This is a genomic window from Enterobacter sp. DSM 30060 (assembly GCF_013375955.1).
Lineage (GTDB): Bacteria > Pseudomonadota > Gammaproteobacteria > Enterobacterales > Enterobacteriaceae > Enterobacter > Enterobacter intestinihominis.
Genome location: NZ_CP056118.1, coordinates 768133 through 786237, shown reverse-complemented (window position 1 = coordinate 786237; position 18105 = coordinate 768133). Strand labels below are relative to the sequence as shown.

Genomic DNA, 18105 nt, shown 5'->3' with positions numbered 1-18105 from the left:
TATCGTCATGTCATTTTGCACAGAGGTCGTGATGAAAGATGTCGTTATAGTGGGTGCGTTACGTACGGCTATCGGCTGTTTTCAGGGAGCGCTTGCGCGTCACTCTGCGGTTGATCTCGGCAGCGTGGTGGTAAGAGCGCTGGTGGAACGCAGCGGGGTTGCCGCACATGAAATTGATGAGGTGATCCTCGGCCAGGTGCTGACCGCTGGCGCGGGACAAAACCCTGCGCGCCAGGCGGCGCTGAAGGGCGGCCTGCCTAATACCGTTTCGGCGATTACCATCAACGACGTCTGTGGTTCAGGTTTGAAAGCGCTCCATCTTGCGACGCAGGCCATCCAGTGCGGTGAAGCGGACGTGGTCATTGCCGGAGGGCAGGAAAACATGAGCCGCGCCCCGCATGTCCTGACCGACAGCCGGACCGGCGCGCAGCTCGGGAACAGTCAGCTGCTTGACAGCCTGGTTCATGACGGGCTGTGGGACGCCTTCAACGACTACCATATGGGCGTAACGGCGGAAAACCTGGCGCGGGAATACGGCATCAGCCGCGAGCTTCAGGATGCGTATGCGCTTAGCTCGCAGCAAAAAGCGCGTGCAGCGATCGACTCCGGCCGTTTTCGCGATGAAATTGTCCCGGTCAGTACCCAACGCCAGAACGGCGAAGCGCTCATCGTTGATACCGACGAGCAGCCTCGCACCGATGCCAGCGCAGAAGGGCTGGCAAAACTCGATCCGGCCTTCGAAACGCTCGGTTCTGTAACGGCAGGTAACGCATCATCCATTAACGACGGTGCGGCGGCGGTGATGATGATGAGTGAAAGCAAAGCCCAGGAGCTGGCGCTGCCGGTGCTGGCGCGCATCAAAGCGTTTGCCAGCGTGGGTGTTGATCCTGCGTTAATGGGGATCGCCCCGGTCTATGCCACGCGCCGCTGTCTTGAGCGGGCGGGCTGGCAGCTGAACGATGTAGATCTGATTGAAGTCAATGAAGCCTTTGCTGCACAGGCGATCTCGGTCGGGAAAATGCTGGAATGGGATCCGCTGCGGGTCAACGTCAACGGCGGTGCGATCGCGCTCGGTCATCCTATTGGCGCTTCCGGCTGCCGCATTCTGGTGTCGCTAGTCCACGAAATGAAAAAGCGTAACGCCCGAAAAGGGATCGCAACGCTCTGCATTGGCGGAGGGCAGGGGGTAGCCCTGGCTATCGAACGGTAATTTCCCCCTCTGCGCACAGAAAGCCTCCCTCGGGAGGTTTTTTTATGTCCGCAGAATCCTTTTTTAACACTTCTGCGTTCTTTCTTAAGCCCAAAATAATTATTGCGCGGTGAATTATTCGCTTTGTGAAGTTCTTAGTGTGATCTCACGCCTGGAATTTATGCGTTATACGCCTTTTTTGTTGATGAGGTTCACGTCGATCTTTGCCAAAAAAAATGAAACAAATAATTTCGATCCTTGTCACTAAAATAACGGTGCATAAAAAATAAACTCAAGTTTCATAAAAACGAAACGTTATTTTAATTGAGGGTTTTTTCATGTTTAAGAAATCTCTGCTCCTTGCTTCCATTATTAGTGCCTCTTTTGCGGCTAGCGCCGTTACCGTCGATCTGCGTCACGAATATATTGACAGCGGCTCGAATGCCGACCGTGTTGCCGTCTCGCACCGCTTTGACAATGGCTTCGGTTTTTCAGTCGAGGCGAAGTGGAAATCAGGCGGGGACAAGGCAGATCAGCCATTCGCGGATGTGGTGGGGAACGGTCACGAAGATCAGATTAGCTGGCGCTGGAAAGCGACAGACAATATCGCCCTGACGCCTGCGTTTACGATTGAAAGCACAGACAGTCGTACCATTTATAAACCGAATCTGCATGTGCAATATAGTTTCGATAATGGCTTCTACGTGGCCGCGCGTTACCGTTATGAATATACCCGCTACCCGTCAAGCTCAAATAAGGACGATGATAAAGTTAACCGTGGTGATGCGTGGGTCGGTTGGGTATTAGGTGACTGGCGTACCGAGCTGAACTATGTTTACGCGAAAAGCTCTGAAGGCGTGGCCCGAAATAACAATAAAGATTATTCCAATGAATATAACGCCAAGCTGGCCTACAAATGGGATAAAAACTGGGCACCGTATGTTGAGGTGGGCAACGTGGGGGTTAAAGACACTGACGAACGCCAGACCCGTTTCCGTTTAGGCGTGGCGTACTCCTTCTGATAATCCGGCTTCTTCGCTAAAAACCGCCGGGTGGCGCTTCGCTTACCCGGCCTACACTTTCCTTCCACTCCGTCGTTTCGTATGCCGGGTGGCCCTGCGCTTACCCGGCATACACTTTCCTTCTACTCCGTCGTTTCGTATGCCGGGTGGCCCTGCGCTTACCCGGCCTACACTTTCCTTCCACTCCGTCGTTTCGTATGCCGGGTGGCCCTGCGCTTACCCGGCCTACACTTTCCTTCCACTCCGTCGTTTCGTATGCCGGATGGCGATGCGCTTACCCGGCTACACTTTCTCTCCAATCAGTCGTTTCGTAGGCCGGGTAAGCGTTAGCGCCACCCGGCAAAAAGCGCCGCAATCACCCAAAAAAAAGCCCTCCGAATCGGAGGGCAAGGCCAGTTACAGAAACACTAACTCATTCAGGCATGCAACATTTCAGGTTGCTCGGGGAGTTTCGCGATATAGAGGGCCGGTTTGCCGTCTTTATCGGAACTGTACAGCACCGCTTTTTCGTCCGGCGTGAAGGACGGATGCGGGTGGGTTACCTGGCGGCTGTTCGCCACCGTAGCCCAGGAAGTGTCATGACGGGCAATGCGGTAATAGGCTTTCTTCGCCACGTCAAAGGCATACAGATAAGGATCGTTATCAATGGTGTAGCCGCCGGTGTCTTTCACATCGACAGGCGTGCCGGAACCGTCGCCAACCAGCATGGTGCCGTCAACATTGCTCATCAGGTGCGAACAGGCGGGCATGTTCATTACCGCTTCATTCACGCCGGTGTCCGGATTGAAGCGGGAGATGGTGCGCCCTTGCTGACCTTTCAGGTAAGAGACGTAGATCAGCGCGGACCCGTCCGGCACCCAAAATTCATGCGTGCAGCTTTCCCCTTCCGCGTGCGTTTTCACTTTCCGCACGTTGCTGCCATCTTCGTTGACCAGCCACATGCGGGCGTCAACCAGGTCGTGTGGCCCTTCATGACAGAAGGCCACGGTATTGTCATCGAACGGGCGATAAATCGGATGTCCCAGCCAGATCTTCTCGTCATGGATGGTGGTGCTTTCACCCGTTTTTAGATCAACGCGCAGCAGGCGGCAGTGCGGCCCTTTGTGGAAGAAGTCGTGGAAAATTTTCCAGTCGTTGAGTGGCGTCCAGTCACGTCTGGCAATCTCAATACCCACCAGTTTTGTGCAGTCGCTGTTCGCGACCCAGGTGCCGTAGCCAACCCACTCTTCCGGGACACGGTACACTTCGCGCTCTGCCAGCGTCTGTAAATCCACCTCAAGCAGGGTGCGATCGTTCTTCACATAGTAGAGGGATTGATCGTCCGGAGAGAGGAACCCGCCAAAGGTGTTATCGCCCGCGCCTTCGGTCAGCTGCACCGCTTCGGCGTTTTTCAGATCCAGCAGGTAATAGTTCCAGTGACCGTCGAACTCCCCGGCGAACAGCAGGTGGCTGCCATCGTTAAAGAAGCACTTCTGGTAAAAGTAGTTGCGATGACAGGTTACTTCCGGTGGGGTCAGGCGGGTAACTTCCACGCCTGTATCCGGATCGCGGCTGACCTCGTAGTTCAGCTTGACCCGCATACCTTTAGCCATAATGCACTCCTTTGAACGCGTAATGTAGGTTGAAAACTAGGTGTTAAATTATCAAAACATCGTTTCATTATGTGTGACTGACAGCGCAAATTCTCAGTTTCTTTAACCAGATTGAGGGGCTTAAAGATTTATCGTGATCGAAACACCATTTCTGGCATAAACATACAGAAAAAATGAAACGTTGTTTTAAATGTAATTGAAAACCCCATGTACAGGGGATAATATGTGTTCATCACGAAAACGGAACATTGTTTCGTTATTCATCTTTGCCTTCGGGCACGATCAATTCTGGAGGTTTACGTGGACGTCAGACAAAGCATCCACAGTGCGCACGCAAAAACGCTGGATACTCAGGGGCTGCGCAGTGAGTTTTTAGTTGAGCAAGTGTTCGAAGCCGACAAGTACACCATGGTCTACAGCCATATTGACCGCATTATTGTGGGCGGGATTATGCCGGTGGCGAAAACCGTCTCCGTGGGCGGTGAAGTGGGCAAACAGCTGGGCGTGAGCTACTTCCTCGAACGCCGTGAACTGGGCGTGATTAACATTGGCGGGCCGGGCACCATAACCGTCGATGGCCAGTGCTACGAAATAGGTCACCGTGACGCGCTGTACGTCGGAAAAGGCGCGAAAGAAGTGGTGTTCGCCAGCATCGATGGCAGCAAACCGGCGAAGTTCTACTACAACTGCGCCCCGGCTCATACGACTTACCCAACCAAAAAAGTCACGCCAGCGGACGTTGCCCCGGTGACCCTTGGTGACAACCTCACCAGCAACCGCCGCACCATCAATAAATACTTCGTACCGGATGTGCTGGAAACTTGCCAGCTCAGCATGGGGCTGACCGAGCTTGCGCCGGGCAACCTGTGGAACACCATGCCGTGCCATACCCACGAGCGCCGCATGGAAGTCTATTTCTACTTCAACATGGATGAAGATGCCTGCGTGTTCCACATGATGGGACAGCCGCAGGAAACTCGCCATATCGTGATGCACAACGAGCAGGCGGTCATTTCGCCAAGCTGGTCCATCCACTCTGGCGTGGGAACGAAAGCTTATACCTTTATCTGGGGTATGGTCGGTGAAAACCAGGTCTTCGATGACATGGACCACGTCGCTGTTAAGGATCTGCGCTAGTCGCAGGCAGTTAAGCATACATCTGCCTGTTGGTGACAGGCGCTGAACGATTAAGGAACAAACATGATTCTGGATGCATTTTCTCTGCAGGGTAAAGTGGCTGTGGTTTCCGGGTGTGACACCGGGCTGGGGCAGGGTATGGCGTTAGGTCTGGCGGAAGCGGGCTGTGATATCGTCGGGATTAACATCGTAGAGCCAACGGAAACCATCGAGCGCGTCACCGCGCTGGGCCGTCGTTTCCTGAGCCTGACTGCGGACCTGCGCAAAATCGATGCGATCCCTGAACTGCTGGATCGCGCGGTGGCGGAGTTCGGGCATATCGATATTCTGGTCAACAATGCGGGCCTGATTCGCCGTGAAGATGCGATTAACTTCAGCGAAACGGACTGGGACGACGTGATGAACCTGAACATCAAGAGCGTGTTCTTTATGTCCCAGGCGGCTGCGAAGCACTTCATCGCGCAGGGGAAAGGCGGGAAGATCATTAATATTGCCTCCATGCTCTCTTTCCAGGGCGGCATCCGCGTACCGTCTTACACCGCATCGAAGAGCGCCGTGATGGGCGTGACCCGTCTGCTGGCGAACGAGTGGGCGCAGCACAATATCAACGTCAACGCGATTGCGCCGGGCTACATGGCCACCAACAATACCCAGCAGCTGCGTGCTGATGAAGAGCGCAGCGCGGCAATTCTGGAACGTATTCCAGCGGGTCGCTGGGGTCTGCCGAGCGATCTGATGGGCCCGGTTGTGTTCCTGGCTTCTCCGGCTTCGGATTACATTAACGGCTATACCGTCGCCGTTGACGGCGGCTGGCTGGCACGTTAATTCAGCCTTAATAAAGAACCTCTGCCCTCGGGTGGAGGTTTTTTTTGCGCTAAAATTGGCTTTATCCATATCCTTAAAGATGAAAAATCCATACTAAAAAGGAATAAATGACGGGTATCACACATTTATTGCTTAAATATTAACTAATTAATAAAAAATAAGGTTAAACCACCCTGATTTGAAATTGTAATGTCCATCACAGAACGGTATGTCGTAGCGAAATAATCCATATCTTCACCAGTTCCGACCTGACACTTTCTTCCGGTATCTCGTAATTTCACTTAACGAATTTCGCTGTTGAGGCAGGAAACTATGACATCTATAAATGACTCTACCCTTATGCCCGCTGCGCTGCGCGATACCCGACGCATGAACCAGTTTGTTTCTGTTGCGGCCGCCGTAGCCGGTCTACTGTTTGGTCTGGATATCGGCGTTATCGCTGGCGCACTGCCCTTTATTACCGACCACTTTACGTTAAGCAACCGCCTGCAAGAGTGGGTGGTGAGCGGCATGATGCTGGGCGCGGCCATCGGCGCGTTGTTTAACGGCTGGCTGTCGTTCCGTCTCGGGCGCAAATACAGCCTGATGGTTGGGGCGATCCTGTTCGTCGCAGGCTCCATCGGCTCCGCGTTTGCGACAAACATAGAAGTGCTGCTGCTTTCACGCGTGCTGCTTGGCGTAGCGGTGGGTATCGCGTCCTACACCGCGCCGCTTTATCTCTCTGAAATGGCAAGTGAGAACGTGCGCGGGAAGATGATCAGTATGTATCAGCTGATGGTGACGCTCGGTATCGTGCTGGCGTTTCTGTCGGATACGTACTTCAGCTACAGCGGCAACTGGCGGGCAATGCTTGGCGTGTTGGCGCTGCCTGCGCTGCTGCTGATTGTGTTAGTCATTTTCCTGCCGAACAGCCCGCGCTGGCTGGCGCAAAAAGGGCGTCACGTGGAGGCGGAAGAGGTGCTGCGCATGTTGCGCGACACGTCTGAAAAAGCGCGTGAAGAGCTGAACGAAATCCGCGAAAGCCTGAAGCTGAAGCAGGGCGGCTGGTCCCTGTTTAAGGCGAACCGCAACGTGCGCCGCGCAGTGTTCCTCGGCATGCTGTTACAGGCGATGCAGCAGTTTACGGGGATGAACATCATTATGTATTACGCCCCGCGCATTTTTAAAATGGCCGGTTTTACCACCACCGAACAGCAGATGATCGCCACGCTGGTGGTGGGGCTGACCTTTATGTTCGCCACCTTTATCGCGGTGTTCACCGTTGATAAGGCCGGACGTAAACCCGCCCTGAAAATTGGCTTTAGCGTGATGGCGCTCGGCACCTTAATCCTTGGCTACTGCCTGATGCAGTTCGATAACGGCACGGCGTCAAGCGGCCTCTCCTGGCTCTCCGTGGGCATGACCATGATGTGTATCGCCGGTTACGCGATGAGCGCCGCGCCGGTGGTGTGGATCCTGTGCTCTGAAATACAGCCGCTGAAATGCCGCGACTTTGGTATCACCTGTTCCACCACCACCAACTGGGTGTCGAACATGATCATTGGCGCGACCTTCCTGACGCTGCTGGATGCGATTGGCGCGGCAGGCACCTTCTGGCTCTATACGGTGCTGAACGTGGCGTTTATCGGTGTGACCTTCTGGCTGATCCCCGAAACCAAGGGCGTGACCCTGGAGCATATTGAACGCAAGCTGATGAGAGGGGAGAAACTACGTAATATCGGCGTGTAATGTAATTGCCCGGTGGCGCTTCGCTTACCGGGCCTACGATACCGTGTAGGCCGGGTAAGCGGCTTAGTGTTTACCGCATCGCACGTCTCAAAATACGCTCCGCCTGACGCTGGAAGTCAGCGGCCGTCTCTTCCACGGTTTTCTGCCCGTAGTCGATATACTGCAAAGAAGTACCGAACTGCGCCACAATCTGTGGGTCGTCAAAGTATGGCGAGACGGTGAGTTTCGCCGGCAGCGACTGCGCCAGACGCAGGCCTGCCACGGAAGGATCGTCCTCTTTAATGGTGCCGTCTTCAGTCAGATACTGCACCGCTACTTTGCTCAGCGGTACGCCACGCTCAAGGCCCAGCGTATCGACCCCTTCTTTGCTGTTGAGCAGGAAATTAATCAGCTTCGCCGCCGCTTCCGGGTTTTTGGTCGACTTACCAATCGACAGCATTTGCGCCGGTTTGAAGAACAGGCCCGCGTCGGTGGCGCCCGGCAGCATTGGGTAGCTGCCCAGCTCCAGTTTCGCCGGTGGCTTCAGGTTGTCGGAATATTTGTTGATGGTGGAGTTCCACATATAGGTGCCGCCCCATTCTCCCTGGATCCACGGCTTCATCTCATACATGTTGCTCTTACCAAACGAGGCATAGTATTTTGTGTCCGGCATGACGTGGCTGTCGATCAGCTTTTTGTAGGTCTGGAAGAACTCCACCCACTGTTCCTTTGTGTAGCTGAACTTTTTGGTTTTCTCATCCACCGCAGGAATGTTGTACTTCTGGATCATGTACGAATTCAGCAGCGCCAGCGTATCCTGGTGCTCGAGGATCACCGGGTAGTATTGCTTACCGAGCTTGCTCTCGAAGGTTTTACCGGCCGCCATCAGCTCGTCCCAGGTTTTCGGGTACGCAATACCCGCTTTTTTCCAGGTTTCGTCATTGAAGTAGAACACCCGCGCCGTCACCGAGATCGGAATGCCGTTCAGCTTGCCATCCACGGTGGTGGTTTGCAGCTCTTTGGGATCGAACTGCGACAGGTCGATCACCTCCTTCAACTTGTTCAGATCGTAGAAGCCGTCACCGGTTTTGGAGAAGATCGGCAGCCAGTTCCAGTTCGTCTGCATTACGTCTGGCTCGGTTCCACCCGCAATCTGGGTGGTCAGACGGGAGAGGTGACCGTCCCAGCCGGTGTATTCCGCTTTCACGTTGATGTCCGGGTTCTGCTTATGGAACTCCTCCAGCGCTTTCAGGGTGACCTGGTGACGGCCGTTGCCGCCCCACCAGGACATCCGTAAATCCACATTCTGCGCCATCGATGGCAAAGCGGTAAGGCCCAGGGTCGCGGAGATAGCTGCGCTTAAAAGCACTTTTTTCATTTTTATCACTCCATCAGAGAGAGAGGTTCTGTTCAGTTTTTGCGTCAAAAATATGACACTTATTCATATCAAACGTGAAATACACCTTACGATGAAGTCCCTTATCAATCATTGGTTTAGCTTCATCGGACGGGATTCTGGCGGTCAGTTCGTAGTCCGCGACCTTCAGGTACACAAAGAATTCGTGGCCCATGTTCTCAACGCGCACCATCTCCCCGCTACAGCCGCCGTTCGGGAAGGGCTCATCAGAGAGCGACACAAATTCCGGGCGCACGCCGAAGAAGATCTCCTGACCCGCGTAAGCGGCGACTTTCTCCTGCTTCTCCGCGTTCAGCGGCATGGTTTCATCACCAATGGCGATGTGCAGCTGTCCCGCTTTTTCGACCAGCACGCTTTTGCGTATATTCATCTCCGGCGCGCCGATAAAGCCCGCCACGAACATGTTTTTCGGCTTGTGGTAGAGATTGTCCGGCGTATCCACCTGCATGATATGGCCAAGCTTCATCACGCAGATGCGGTCGCCCATGGTCATCGCTTCGGTCTGGTCGTGGGTCACGTAAACGGTGGTGGCCGGTTTTCCAGATTTCTTCAGCTGCTTGTGCAGGTCGGAAATACGGATACGCATCGAGGCGCGCAGTTTGGCGTCGAGGTTTGAAAGCGGCTCATCGAACAGGAACACATCCGGTTTTTTCACAATCGCACGGCCTACCGCCACGCGCTGCGCCTGGCCGCCGGAAAGCTGGCGCGGCAGGCGGTCGAGCAGCTCTTCCAGCTCGAGAATTTTGGCGGCTTCATTCACCTGGGACTCAATCTGATCTTTCGGCAGCTTGCTCAACTTGAGGCCAAAGGCCAGATTCTCGCGCACCGTCATGTGTGGATAGAGGGCGTAGTTCTGGAACACCATCGCAATCCCGCGCTCTTTCGGCGCGAGGTTGTTCACGATCTTGTCGCCGATACGCACCTCGCCGCCGCTGATGGTTTCTAGTCCCGCCAGCATGCGCAGAGTAGTGGATTTGGCGCAGCCGGATGGGCCGACGATCACCATAAATTCCCCTTCGGCGATTTTAAGATCGATAGCGTGTACCGCTTTAAAACCGTTGGAGTAGACCTTTTCCAGCTTGTTGAAAATAACTTCAGCCATGGTATTTCCCTCTTAACCTTTAATTCCGCTGCTGGTGACGCCCTGTACGAAGTAGCGCTGTGCCAGGAAGAAGACAATGATGGATGGCAGAATGGAGATGCTCGCCATTGCCAGAATTTCGTTCCACGGCGCCCCTTCGGTGACGTCGATGGACATTTTCAGCGCCAGTGCAATCGGGTATTTATCCACGCTGTAGACATAAATCAGCGGCCCGATAAAGTCGTTCATGGACCACATGAACTGGAACAGGGCGACGGAGATAATGGCCGGTTTAAGGATCGGCACAACCACGTACCACAGCACCTGAAGGGAGTTACAGCCGTCAATCTGCGCCGCCTCTTCCATGTCACGCGGGACGCCGCGCAGGAACTGGATCAGCATGAAGACGAAGAACCCCTGGGTGGCGAAGGCCAGCGGCAGGTACAGCGGCATATAGCTGTTCAGCATGCCCATTTCACGGAACATCAGGTACTGCGGGATCAGCAGCACGGTGCTGGGTAGCAGCATGGTGGTAATGAGCGTGGCGAACCAGAACTTCTTCCACGGGATCTCGAAGCGGGCAAAGCCATACGCCACGATGGTGGAGGAGATAATGGTCAGGATCACTTTCGGGATCACATACTTAAAGGTGTTCAGCATGTAGTGGCCGAAGTTGTACTCGGTGCCGGTTTTCCAGCCGTTGATGAAGCCGTCCCAGGTGGCATGTGCAGGCCACAGGCTCAGGGTGGTGAAGATCTCGTGGTTCGGTTTGAACGACGCGGAGAACATCCACACCAGCGGGTAAAGCATCAGCAGGCCGACAAACAGCAGGATCGCATAGCGAACGGTGGCATTGATTTTCTCTCTGCGCAGCGTGCGGGCTACTTCGCGTTCGGCGATGCTTCTTGCCGTGGAGAGTTGTTGAATATCAGCCATTTTTGCCTCCTTTATCGGCGGAGTAGAACACCCAGTATTTCGACGATTTAAAGGCGATACCGGCGAAGACGGCCACCACCAGGAACAGGATCCACGCCAGCGCCGCGCCATAACCCATATCGAAATACTTAAACGCGGTGTCGTAGATGTAGAGCGAGAACAGGTAGGTCGAATAGGTCGGCCCGCCGCCGGTGATCACGTACGGCCCGGTAAATTCCTGGAACGCCTGCGTGGTCTGCATGATGAAGTTGAAGAAGATCACCGGCGTAATCAGCGGCACGGTCACCTTCATGAACATCTGCCATTTCGATGCGCCATCGATCATCGCCGCTTCATACTGGGACTGCGGTACGTTTTGCAGCGCGGCCAGGAAGATGACCATCGCGGAACCGAACTGCCAGACGCGCAGCAGGGTAACGGACATTAGCGCCAGTGACGGTTCACCCAGCCAGTTCACCGGGTCAAAACCAAATACGCCGATAAAGCTGTTCAGCAGGCCATCGATCGCAAATAAGGCGCGCCACAATACGGCAATGGCGACGGAACTGCCGAGGATCGACGGAATATAGTAGGCAGTACGGAAAAATCCGATGCCGCGTAATTTAAAGTTCAGGACAAAGGCAATCCCTAATGCGAAGGCGAGCTTTAACGGAATGGTTAAAAATACGTATGCAAAGGTCACGCCCATGGATTTCCAGAAGAGCGTGTCTTCGGTAAACATGTAGCGATAGTTTTCGATGCCGTTAAACACCGGCGGACTCATCAAATCGTAATCCGTAAAGCTGAGGAAAAATGATGAGACGAAGGGGAATGCCGTAAAGAGTATCAACCCGATGATGTAGGGTGATATCCATGCGAGCCCCAGCAGCTTGTTTTCATTCATACATACCTACCTGGCGATCAATGGTTTAAAACGGAATCTGCTTTGTTACATCTTCCCAGGCCAGCATCGCGCGGCATGAGAGCTGAATTTTAGGGTGCAATATCTGGCGTCGGCTAAATATAAAATTGTTTATTAACGCTTTTTTGCCTTCCTCTTTGCGCTAAATGCGTTGGGTTTCAAAAGAGCTGAACCGCCGTTCTTGGATACTAAAACATCGTTTTATTTTATATTATTGCGATTTATTTCTGCGTCATTCGCTTAATGATGGAAATGTGATCAGCGTCGAAACGCTGTTTCAATATAGTGAGGGAGGTGGCATTTTTGACTTTCACGGACGTTCGTCGGGACTGCGAGGAGGCGAGACGAAGCACAAGTGGAAACGGGAAAAACAATAGTCACGCAGCGTGGCTAACTACCAGATCTGATAGCAGGTCTACAGATGTACCAATTCGGCATTCAGATAATTCTTACATTCTTGTATGATTTCTCAAACCGGAACCAGTCAGGCAGAATTTCACTGCATCCTTAAAAGAAGAACAGTTATGTCAGCAATGGATTTCAAACAACATACGGATCTCAACTTTCCTCACTATGCTCCCCCGGCGGTGAGCGCTAAAGAAATAGATCTCCTGGGTCTGCTGGACGTCCTGCTGGCAGCAAAAAAACGCATCATTACCATTGTGTTTGCATTTGCACTGGTCGGCCTGGCAATCGCCTTCCTGATACCGCAAAAATGGACCAGTAAAGCGGTCATTACGCCAGCGGAACAGACGCAGTGGAGTTCGCTGCGCCAGATGATGGTGACGCTGCAGGTGCTTGATGTGGACGTTAAAGTTACCCGTGCGGATGTATTTAATCTGTTTATCAAAAAGTTTCAGTCTCAGTCCCTGCTTGAAGAGTACATGAAGAGCTCTCCTTACGTGATGGCTCAGCTCGATGGCGCCGAGGTTGACCCGCTGGAGCTGCACCGCGCGGTGGTCAATATCGCCGAAAAGATGAAGGCTATTGATAACACCCAGGAAAAAAATGCTGATAAAGCACCGTATCTCTCCTGGACGTTAAGCTTCACTGCCCCAACGGCAGAGGACGCGCAGAAAGTGTTGAATGGTTACATTCAGTACATTTCCCGCATCGTCGAGCAGGAGACCATGCAAAACATCCGCGATCAGCTGATCCTGAGAACCAAAACGGTTCAGCAGCAGCTGGAGCTGGATCGGGTTCGACTGACCAATATCCACAATACCAACCTGCAACGCCTTAACTACTCGCTGGAAGTGGCGAACGCGGCAGGGATCAAAAAGCCGGTTTACAGTAACGGACAAGCGGTGAAAGACGATCCGGATTACTCCGTCGCGCTTGGCGCGGACGGGATTGCGCAGAAATTGCAGATTGAAAAAAATCTGAAGGATGTTTCTGAGCTGAACGCCGATTTCCAGAACCGCGAATACTATCTGGCGCAGCTGCAAAAACTCTCCTTCGAAGACGTGAGCCTGGAGCCGTTCAAATACCAGCTCTCTCCTTCTATGCCGGTGAAAAAAGATGGCCCGGGCAAAGCACTGATCGTGCTGCTGGCGGGTATTCTGGGTGGGCTGTTCGCCTGTGGCAGCGTGCTGCTGCGCGAAGCAATGCGCTCCCGCAACCCGCTGCCGGAACAACTTCCTGAGCCGGTTACGGAATAACATGAAAAAAGGCGCTCTGATGAGCGCCTTTTTTTATTTCAGGAAATCCTCGCGTACCGGCGTAAAGGTATCCAGCAAGGTGCCGGGTTTGAGGCAAACGCAGCCGTGCATCACGTGCGGCTTTTTATAGAGAGTGTCGCCCGCCGTCACCACATGCTTTTCCTCGCCAATGGTGAACTCAAATTCCCCCGAGAGAACGTAGGTGAGCTGCTCATGCGGGTGGTTATGCAGCGGGCCAATCGCACCTTGCTCGAAATTCACTTCCACCGCCATCATCCTGCCGTCGTGCGCCAGAATACGACGCGTCACGCCGTTGCCCAAATCCTCAAGCGTGGTCTCTTTATGGAAAATAAACATATTTTCGCCCTGTCATGTAATGAAACATTGTTTCATTTAACTTATCTCAGCCGCAGCGAAAAGAAAACGTTTAGCCAAATAACTGGAAAGGCGATCACAAGTTTGCTTCACTGGGTGAAACGTACAGGAGGAAAGATGAAAACGATCGGTCTGTTAGGGGGCATGAGCTGGGAATCAACGATCCCGTACTACCGCCTGATTAATGAAGGCGTCAAACAGCGTCTGGGCGGTCTGCATTCGGCCAGCCTGCTGCTGCACAGCGTGGATTTCCATGAAATAGAAGCCTGCCAGTCGAGCGGGGAGTGGGACAAAGCCGGGCAAATGCTGGCAGACGCCGCACTTGGCCTGGAGCGTGCGGGCGCGCAGGGTATTCTGCTGTGTACCAACACCATGCATAAGGTGGCGTCGCATATTGAAGACCGCTGTTCGCTGCCGTTCTTACATATCGCGGATGCCACCGGGCGTGCCATACGTGCCGCCGGCATGACGCGCGTGGCGCTGCTGGGGACGCGCTACACCATGGAGCAGGATTTTTACCGCGGGCGGCTGAGTAGCCAGTTCGGGATTGAAAGCCTGATCCCGGAGGAGGCAGACCGGGCGCGCATTAACCAGATTATTTTTGATGAACTGTGCCTCGGCACCTTCAGCGAAGCTTCGCGCGCCTGGTACGTCAGCGTGATTGAGAAACTGGCGCAGCAGGGGGCGGAAGGAGTCATCTTCGGCTGTACCGAAATTGGCCTGCTGGTGCCGGCAGACCAAAGCCCGATACCGGTCTTTGATACCGCCGCCATCCATGCCGCGGATGCGGTGGAGTTTATGCTGTCATAAAGGTTTTTGCAGGTCAGGTAAGCGAAGCGCCACCTGACGCGCGTGCGCAATCAGGTGTTCACTAAAGGCATCAACCAGCGCTGAGGCGGGCCGGTGCAGCGGGCGGATCAGGCTTACGGTAAAGGGAACGGAAACGCTAAAACGGCGCAGAACCACGCCGCTGCTGGCGTAGTCCATAGCCGTGAGCGGGTTCACCACCGAAATACCCACGCCCGCGCGCACCATCGCGCAAATTGATGCCGCACTGTGCGTTTCCATCACCATCCGCCGCTTCACCTGATGTTCGGCAAACAGGCCATCCAGAAGCTGCCGGTAGCTGTCGGTCTGCGACAGGCTGATATAGTTCTCACCGTGAAAATCTGCCGGGGTCAGAACTGCTTTGAAAGCAAGCGGGTGGCTGGCAGGCAGCACGCAGACCTCATCCAGCGAGAGCAGCTCCGTGCGTTCCGTTCCCGCTGGCGTGACGAGGGTTTCGGTCAGACCCAGATCGTGGCGCTGGGCCGAAAGCCACTCCTCCAGCAGCGGCGACTCCTGCGGCACGATGGTCAGGCTGACCTCCGGATAGCGGGCCAGAAACGGCTGTAGCAGTACCGGCAGGAATGACTGAGAAAAGACCGGCAGGCAGACGATGGACAGCTCGCCCTGGCGAAACTCCCTCAGGCTCTCCGCCGCGCTCACGATCCTGTCCAGCCCGTACCAGGAGCGCTGAACCTCCTCAAAAAGACGTAAACCCTGCACCGTTGGATGCAGCCTGCCGCGGGTGCGTTCAAACAGCTTCAGCCCCAGCACTTTCTCAAAACGCGCCAGCTCGCGGCTGACCGTCGGCTGCGAGGTGTGCAGCATCTGCGCGGCTTCAGTGAGATTGCCGGTGGTCATCACCGCATGAAAAATCTCGATATGGCGTAGGTTAACGGCGGGCATAGGGCACCTGATGGCTGAGCGTGGTCCATATCATTTTTGCATAGACTCACGATAAAACGATATTTTTTATTCTCTTCAGGCTATGGCGTAATGATAAAAAACAGAATACCGGAGACGACCATGCCACGCCCGCTCAACCAGACCGAAACCGATTTAAACGCCGATAACCTGCTGCGCCTGCCTGCCGAATTCGGCTGTCCGGTGTGGGTCTACGATGCGCAGATTGTTCGCGAGAAAATCGCCGCGCTGCATCAGTTTGACGTGGTGCGTTTTGCGCAGAAGGCCTGCTCCAATATTCATATCCTGCGCCTGATGCGCGAGCAGGGCGTGAAGGTTGACTCCGTATCGCTGGGTGAAATCGAACGTGCGCTGGCGGCCGGGTTTGATCCAAAGGCCGATAGCGACGCGATCGTCTTCACCGCTGACCTGATAGACGACGCCACGCTGGCGCGCGTGCACGAGCTGCAAATCCCGGTGAATGCCGGTTCGGTGGATATGCTGGAACAGCTTGGGCAGGTTTCCCCGGGCCATCGCGTCTGGCTGCGCATCAACCCGGGCTTTGGTCACGGTCACAGTCAGAAAACCAACACCGGGGGCGAAAACAGCAAGCACGGGATTTGGTATGCCGATATGCCTGCGGCGCTGGAGGTTTTACAACGTTACAACCTTAAGCTGGTGGGTATTCACATGCATATCGGATCCGGCGTGGATTATGGCCATCTTGAGCAGGTCTGTGGCGCGATGGTGCGTCAGGTTATCGATTTTGGTCAGGATCTGGAGGCGATCTCCGCCGGGGGAGGGCTTTCGATCCCTTACCGCGAAGGGGAAGAGGCGATCGACACGGATCACTATTACGGCCTGTGGAGCGCCGCGTGTGACAGCATCGCCGCTCATCTGGGCCATGCGGTGAAGCTGGAGATTGAGCCGGGTCGTTTCCTGGTCGCCGAAGCTGGCGTGCTGGTGGCGCAGGTGCGGAGCGTGAAGGAGATGGGAAGCCGTCACTTTGTGCTGATTGATGCTGGCTTCAACGACCTGATGCGCCCGTCCATGTACGGCAGCTATCATCACATCACCGCGCTTGCCGCCGATGGCCGCGATCTGGTCAACGCCCCGCGCATCGAGACCGTTGTTGCCGGCCCGCTGTGTGAATCCGGTGACGTCTTTACTCAGCAGGAAGGCGGGAAAGTCGAAACCCGTTCGCTGCCAGAGGTAAAACCGGGAGATTATCTGGTGCTGCATGATACCGGTGCATACGGGGCGTCTATGTCTTCGAACTACAATAGCCGTCCGCTGCTGCCGGAAGTGCTGTTTGATAATGGCGTGGCGCGGCTGATTCGCCGTCGCCAGACCATTCAGGAATTGCTGGCGTTAGAGCTGGTCTGATTAAACCAGGGCCCTGTTGTCACCGAATCGCGTAACACCAGCGTGCCGGTGAACGGTGGGATCGCTTCAACCGGCTGGTTTTTTGCCAGCCGGATCGCCTGGTCGATCGCCGTCACGATCATGTTGTCGATCGGCAAATACACCGACGACAGGGCAGGCTCCAGCCACTTTGCGCTGGGGGCATCGTCAAAACCAAACAGCGAAATATCCTGCGGGATCTTCAGCCCGGCCTGGTGTAATGCTTTGGAGGCGCCCAGGGCCATGTCATCGTTACAGGCAAACAGGGCGCTGAACGATGTCTTTTCCGCAATCAGCTCTTTGCACAGCTCGTAACCCCGCGTCATGCCTGCATCGCCGTATTTAATCCGCCGCTCATCGAGACGAATACCGTGCTTCTCCAGCGCCTTACGGTAGCCCATCAGCCGCGCTTTACCCGTTGGGGTGTGGATCGGGACGGTGATACAGGCGATCTCCCGATGGCCCTGGCTTATCAGGTAATCCACCGCTTTGAAGGCTGCGTCCTGCTGTTCAAAGAAGACGCAGCGATCCGCCGCCTGGCTCACTTCGCGGTTAATGATCACCAGCGGCGTCTGCACGCTGTTGATCAGCTTCAGGATCGTCTTTTCGCTCATGTATCGCGTGTAAAGCACGATGGCGTCGCACTTGCGGTCGGCGAGCATCTGCACCGCCAGTTCTTCCTGTTCAGGGGCATCGTGACCGTCGGTAACAATCAGCTGTTTACCGTGCGTTTCGGTCTGCCGTGACGCCTGCTGTAGCAAACGACCAAAGTAAAAACCGTCGAACGTCGAGACGACCAGACCGATGCTGTTGCTGGTCTGGTTAGCCAGCGAGCGCGCGAGAAAGTTCGGACGATAGCCCAGCTCCTCCATCGCGCGAAATACCTGCTGGCGCGTGCTCTCTTTAACCTGACCTGTGCCGTTCAGCACGCGCGAAACGGTGGCCTTCGACACGCCCGCACGCAGTGAGACATCCAGCATTGTTGCCATTCGAAATTCCTGTTTCCACGTAATGGTTTGCAGTTTAACACAGACCATCCGGCGCATAAGCGACGTGGGAAGGACAAAACCCCATAACGATCACGCTTTTCAGTAACGATCCTCGCCCGCGGAATAAATGCCTGTCATTGG

Annotated in this window: 16 protein-coding genes; 8 read left to right on the top strand and 8 right to left on the bottom strand. The window is 54.7% G+C overall.

Going from position 1 to position 18105, the window contains the following annotated elements:
- Positions 1 to 31 precede the first annotated feature (31 nt).
- Together HWQ15_RS03655 and HWQ15_RS03650 are read left to right on the top strand one after the other, a co-directional pair.
- Positions 32 to 1210 (top strand): acetyl-CoA C-acetyltransferase, encoded by a 1179-nt coding sequence (locus HWQ15_RS03655; protein WP_022649256.1) that lies wholly within the window; start codon positions 32 to 34, stop codon positions 1208 to 1210.
- Between the two features lie 317 nt (positions 1211 to 1527).
- Positions 1528 to 2211 carry an oligogalacturonate-specific porin KdgM family protein gene (locus tag HWQ15_RS03650; RefSeq protein ID WP_063148669.1) on the top strand — a complete coding sequence of 228 codons (684 nt, stop codon included), beginning with the start codon at positions 1528 to 1530 and terminating at the stop codon, positions 2209 to 2211.
- 416 nt (positions 2212 to 2627) lie between these two features.
- Here the strand turns inward: HWQ15_RS03650 and HWQ15_RS03645 are convergent, their stop codons facing one another.
- The gene (locus tag HWQ15_RS03645) at positions 2628 to 3803 is read right to left on the bottom strand and encodes an oligogalacturonate lyase family protein (protein WP_023298524.1); all 1176 of its coding nucleotides are present in this window, start codon (positions 3801 to 3803) and stop codon (positions 2628 to 2630) included.
- A 300-nt stretch (positions 3804 to 4103) separates the two neighbouring features.
- On the opposite strand from HWQ15_RS03645, the gene kduI reads away from it, so the two are divergent.
- The 3 genes from kduI to HWQ15_RS03630 all read left to right on the top strand — a co-directional run bounded on the left by kduI (position 4104) and on the right by HWQ15_RS03630 (position 7493).
- Entirely contained in the window at positions 4104 to 4940 is an 837-nt protein-coding gene (gene kduI, locus HWQ15_RS03640) for a 5-dehydro-4-deoxy-D-glucuronate isomerase (protein WP_017382863.1), read from the top strand.
- Between the two features lie 63 nt (positions 4941 to 5003).
- A complete protein-coding gene (gene kduD, locus HWQ15_RS03635) occupies positions 5004 to 5765 on the top strand; it encodes a 2-dehydro-3-deoxy-D-gluconate 5-dehydrogenase KduD (RefSeq protein ID WP_003862835.1) in 762 nt (253 codons plus the stop codon).
- A gap of 312 nt (positions 5766 to 6077) precedes the next feature.
- Entirely contained in the window at positions 6078 to 7493 is a 1416-nt protein-coding gene (locus tag HWQ15_RS03630; RefSeq protein ID WP_176587378.1) for a sugar porter family MFS transporter, read from the top strand.
- A 70-nt stretch (positions 7494 to 7563) separates the two neighbouring features.
- Here the strand turns inward: HWQ15_RS03630 and HWQ15_RS03625 are convergent, their stop codons facing one another.
- The 4 genes from HWQ15_RS03625 to HWQ15_RS03610 are packed head-to-tail and all read right to left on the bottom strand — an operon-like array spanning position 7564 to position 11789.
- Positions 7564 to 8850 carry an ABC transporter substrate-binding protein gene (locus HWQ15_RS03625; RefSeq protein ID WP_023298522.1) on the bottom strand — a complete coding sequence of 429 codons (1287 nt, stop codon included), beginning with the start codon at positions 8848 to 8850 and terminating at the stop codon, positions 7564 to 7566.
- A 13-nt stretch (positions 8851 to 8863) separates the two neighbouring features.
- Positions 8864 to 9991: an ABC transporter ATP-binding protein gene (locus HWQ15_RS03620; protein WP_045308820.1), complete on the bottom strand. Its 1128-nt coding sequence runs from the start codon at positions 9989 to 9991 to the stop codon at positions 8864 to 8866.
- Positions 9992 to 10003: 12 nt separating this feature from the next.
- Positions 10004 to 10906, bottom strand: a complete 903-nt coding sequence (locus HWQ15_RS03615; protein ID WP_022649251.1) for a carbohydrate ABC transporter permease — start codon at positions 10904 to 10906, stop codon at positions 10004 to 10006.
- Positions 10899 to 11789 carry a carbohydrate ABC transporter permease gene (locus tag HWQ15_RS03610; protein ID WP_003862825.1) on the bottom strand — a complete coding sequence of 297 codons (891 nt, stop codon included), beginning with the start codon at positions 11787 to 11789 and terminating at the stop codon, positions 10899 to 10901. The genes HWQ15_RS03615 and HWQ15_RS03610 overlap by 8 nt, the downstream gene beginning before the upstream one ends.
- Before the next feature lie 542 nt (positions 11790 to 12331).
- Here HWQ15_RS03610 and wzz(fepE) point away from each other — a divergent pair.
- Positions 12332 to 13468, top strand: coding sequence for an LPS O-antigen length regulator Wzz(fepE) (gene wzz(fepE) / locus HWQ15_RS03605; protein WP_023298520.1), 1137 nt, complete (start codon positions 12332 to 12334; stop codon positions 13466 to 13468).
- 33 nt (positions 13469 to 13501) lie between these two features.
- Here the strand turns inward: wzz(fepE) and HWQ15_RS03600 are convergent, their stop codons facing one another.
- The gene (locus HWQ15_RS03600; protein WP_022649249.1) at positions 13502 to 13825 is read right to left on the bottom strand and encodes a cupin domain-containing protein; all 324 of its coding nucleotides are present in this window, start codon (positions 13823 to 13825) and stop codon (positions 13502 to 13504) included.
- Positions 13826 to 13960: 135 nt separating this feature from the next.
- On the opposite strand from HWQ15_RS03600, the gene HWQ15_RS03595 reads away from it, so the two are divergent.
- Positions 13961 to 14653, top strand: coding sequence for an aspartate/glutamate racemase (locus tag HWQ15_RS03595; protein ID WP_023306862.1), 693 nt, complete (start codon positions 13961 to 13963; stop codon positions 14651 to 14653).
- On the opposite strand, the gene HWQ15_RS03590 is transcribed toward HWQ15_RS03595, so the two are convergent.
- Positions 14648 to 15574 carry a LysR family transcriptional regulator gene (locus tag HWQ15_RS03590; protein ID WP_022649247.1) on the bottom strand — a complete coding sequence of 309 codons (927 nt, stop codon included), beginning with the start codon at positions 15572 to 15574 and terminating at the stop codon, positions 14648 to 14650. The genes HWQ15_RS03595 and HWQ15_RS03590 overlap by 6 nt on opposite strands.
- Before the next feature lie 120 nt (positions 15575 to 15694).
- On the opposite strand from HWQ15_RS03590, the gene lysA reads away from it, so the two are divergent.
- Entirely contained in the window at positions 15695 to 16957 is a 1263-nt protein-coding gene (gene lysA / locus HWQ15_RS03585) for a diaminopimelate decarboxylase (RefSeq protein WP_063148668.1), read from the top strand.
- Here lysA and HWQ15_RS03580 read toward each other — a convergent pair.
- Positions 16927 to 17964 (bottom strand): LacI family DNA-binding transcriptional regulator, encoded by a 1038-nt coding sequence (locus HWQ15_RS03580; RefSeq protein WP_022649245.1) that lies wholly within the window; start codon positions 17962 to 17964, stop codon positions 16927 to 16929. The genes lysA and HWQ15_RS03580 overlap by 31 nt on opposite strands.
- Positions 17965 to 18105: the final 141 nt, after the last annotated feature.

Coding starts and splice junctions, on each gene's coding strand:
- HWQ15_RS03655 (WP_022649256.1), top strand. CDS start 32: ATGAAAGATGTCGTTATAGTGGGTGCGTTACGTACGGCTATCGGCTGT.
- HWQ15_RS03650 (WP_063148669.1), top strand. CDS start 1,528: ATGTTTAAGAAATCTCTGCTCCTTGCTTCCATTATTAGTGCCTCTTTT.
- HWQ15_RS03645 (WP_023298524.1), bottom strand. CDS start 3,803: ATGGCTAAAGGTATGCGGGTCAAGCTGAACTACGAGGTCAGCCGCGAT.
- kduD (WP_003862835.1), top strand. CDS start 5,004: ATGATTCTGGATGCATTTTCTCTGCAGGGTAAAGTGGCTGTGGTTTCC.
- HWQ15_RS03630 (WP_176587378.1), top strand. CDS start 6,078: ATGACATCTATAAATGACTCTACCCTTATGCCCGCTGCGCTGCGCGAT.
- HWQ15_RS03625 (WP_023298522.1), bottom strand. CDS start 8,850: ATGAAAAAAGTGCTTTTAAGCGCAGCTATCTCCGCGACCCTGGGCCTT.
- HWQ15_RS03620 (WP_045308820.1), bottom strand. CDS start 9,991: ATGGCTGAAGTTATTTTCAACAAGCTGGAAAAGGTCTACTCCAACGGT.
- HWQ15_RS03615 (WP_022649251.1), bottom strand. CDS start 10,906: ATGGCTGATATTCAACAACTCTCCACGGCAAGAAGCATCGCCGAACGC.
- HWQ15_RS03610 (WP_003862825.1), bottom strand. CDS start 11,789: ATGAATGAAAACAAGCTGCTGGGGCTCGCATGGATATCACCCTACATC.
- HWQ15_RS03600 (WP_022649249.1), bottom strand. CDS start 13,825: ATGTTTATTTTCCATAAAGAGACCACGCTTGAGGATTTGGGCAACGGC.
- HWQ15_RS03595 (WP_023306862.1), top strand. CDS start 13,961: ATGAAAACGATCGGTCTGTTAGGGGGCATGAGCTGGGAATCAACGATC.
- HWQ15_RS03590 (WP_022649247.1), bottom strand. CDS start 15,574: ATGCCCGCCGTTAACCTACGCCATATCGAGATTTTTCATGCGGTGATG.
- lysA (WP_063148668.1), top strand. CDS start 15,695: ATGCCACGCCCGCTCAACCAGACCGAAACCGATTTAAACGCCGATAAC.
- HWQ15_RS03580 (WP_022649245.1), bottom strand. CDS start 17,964: ATGGCAACAATGCTGGATGTCTCACTGCGTGCGGGCGTGTCGAAGGCC.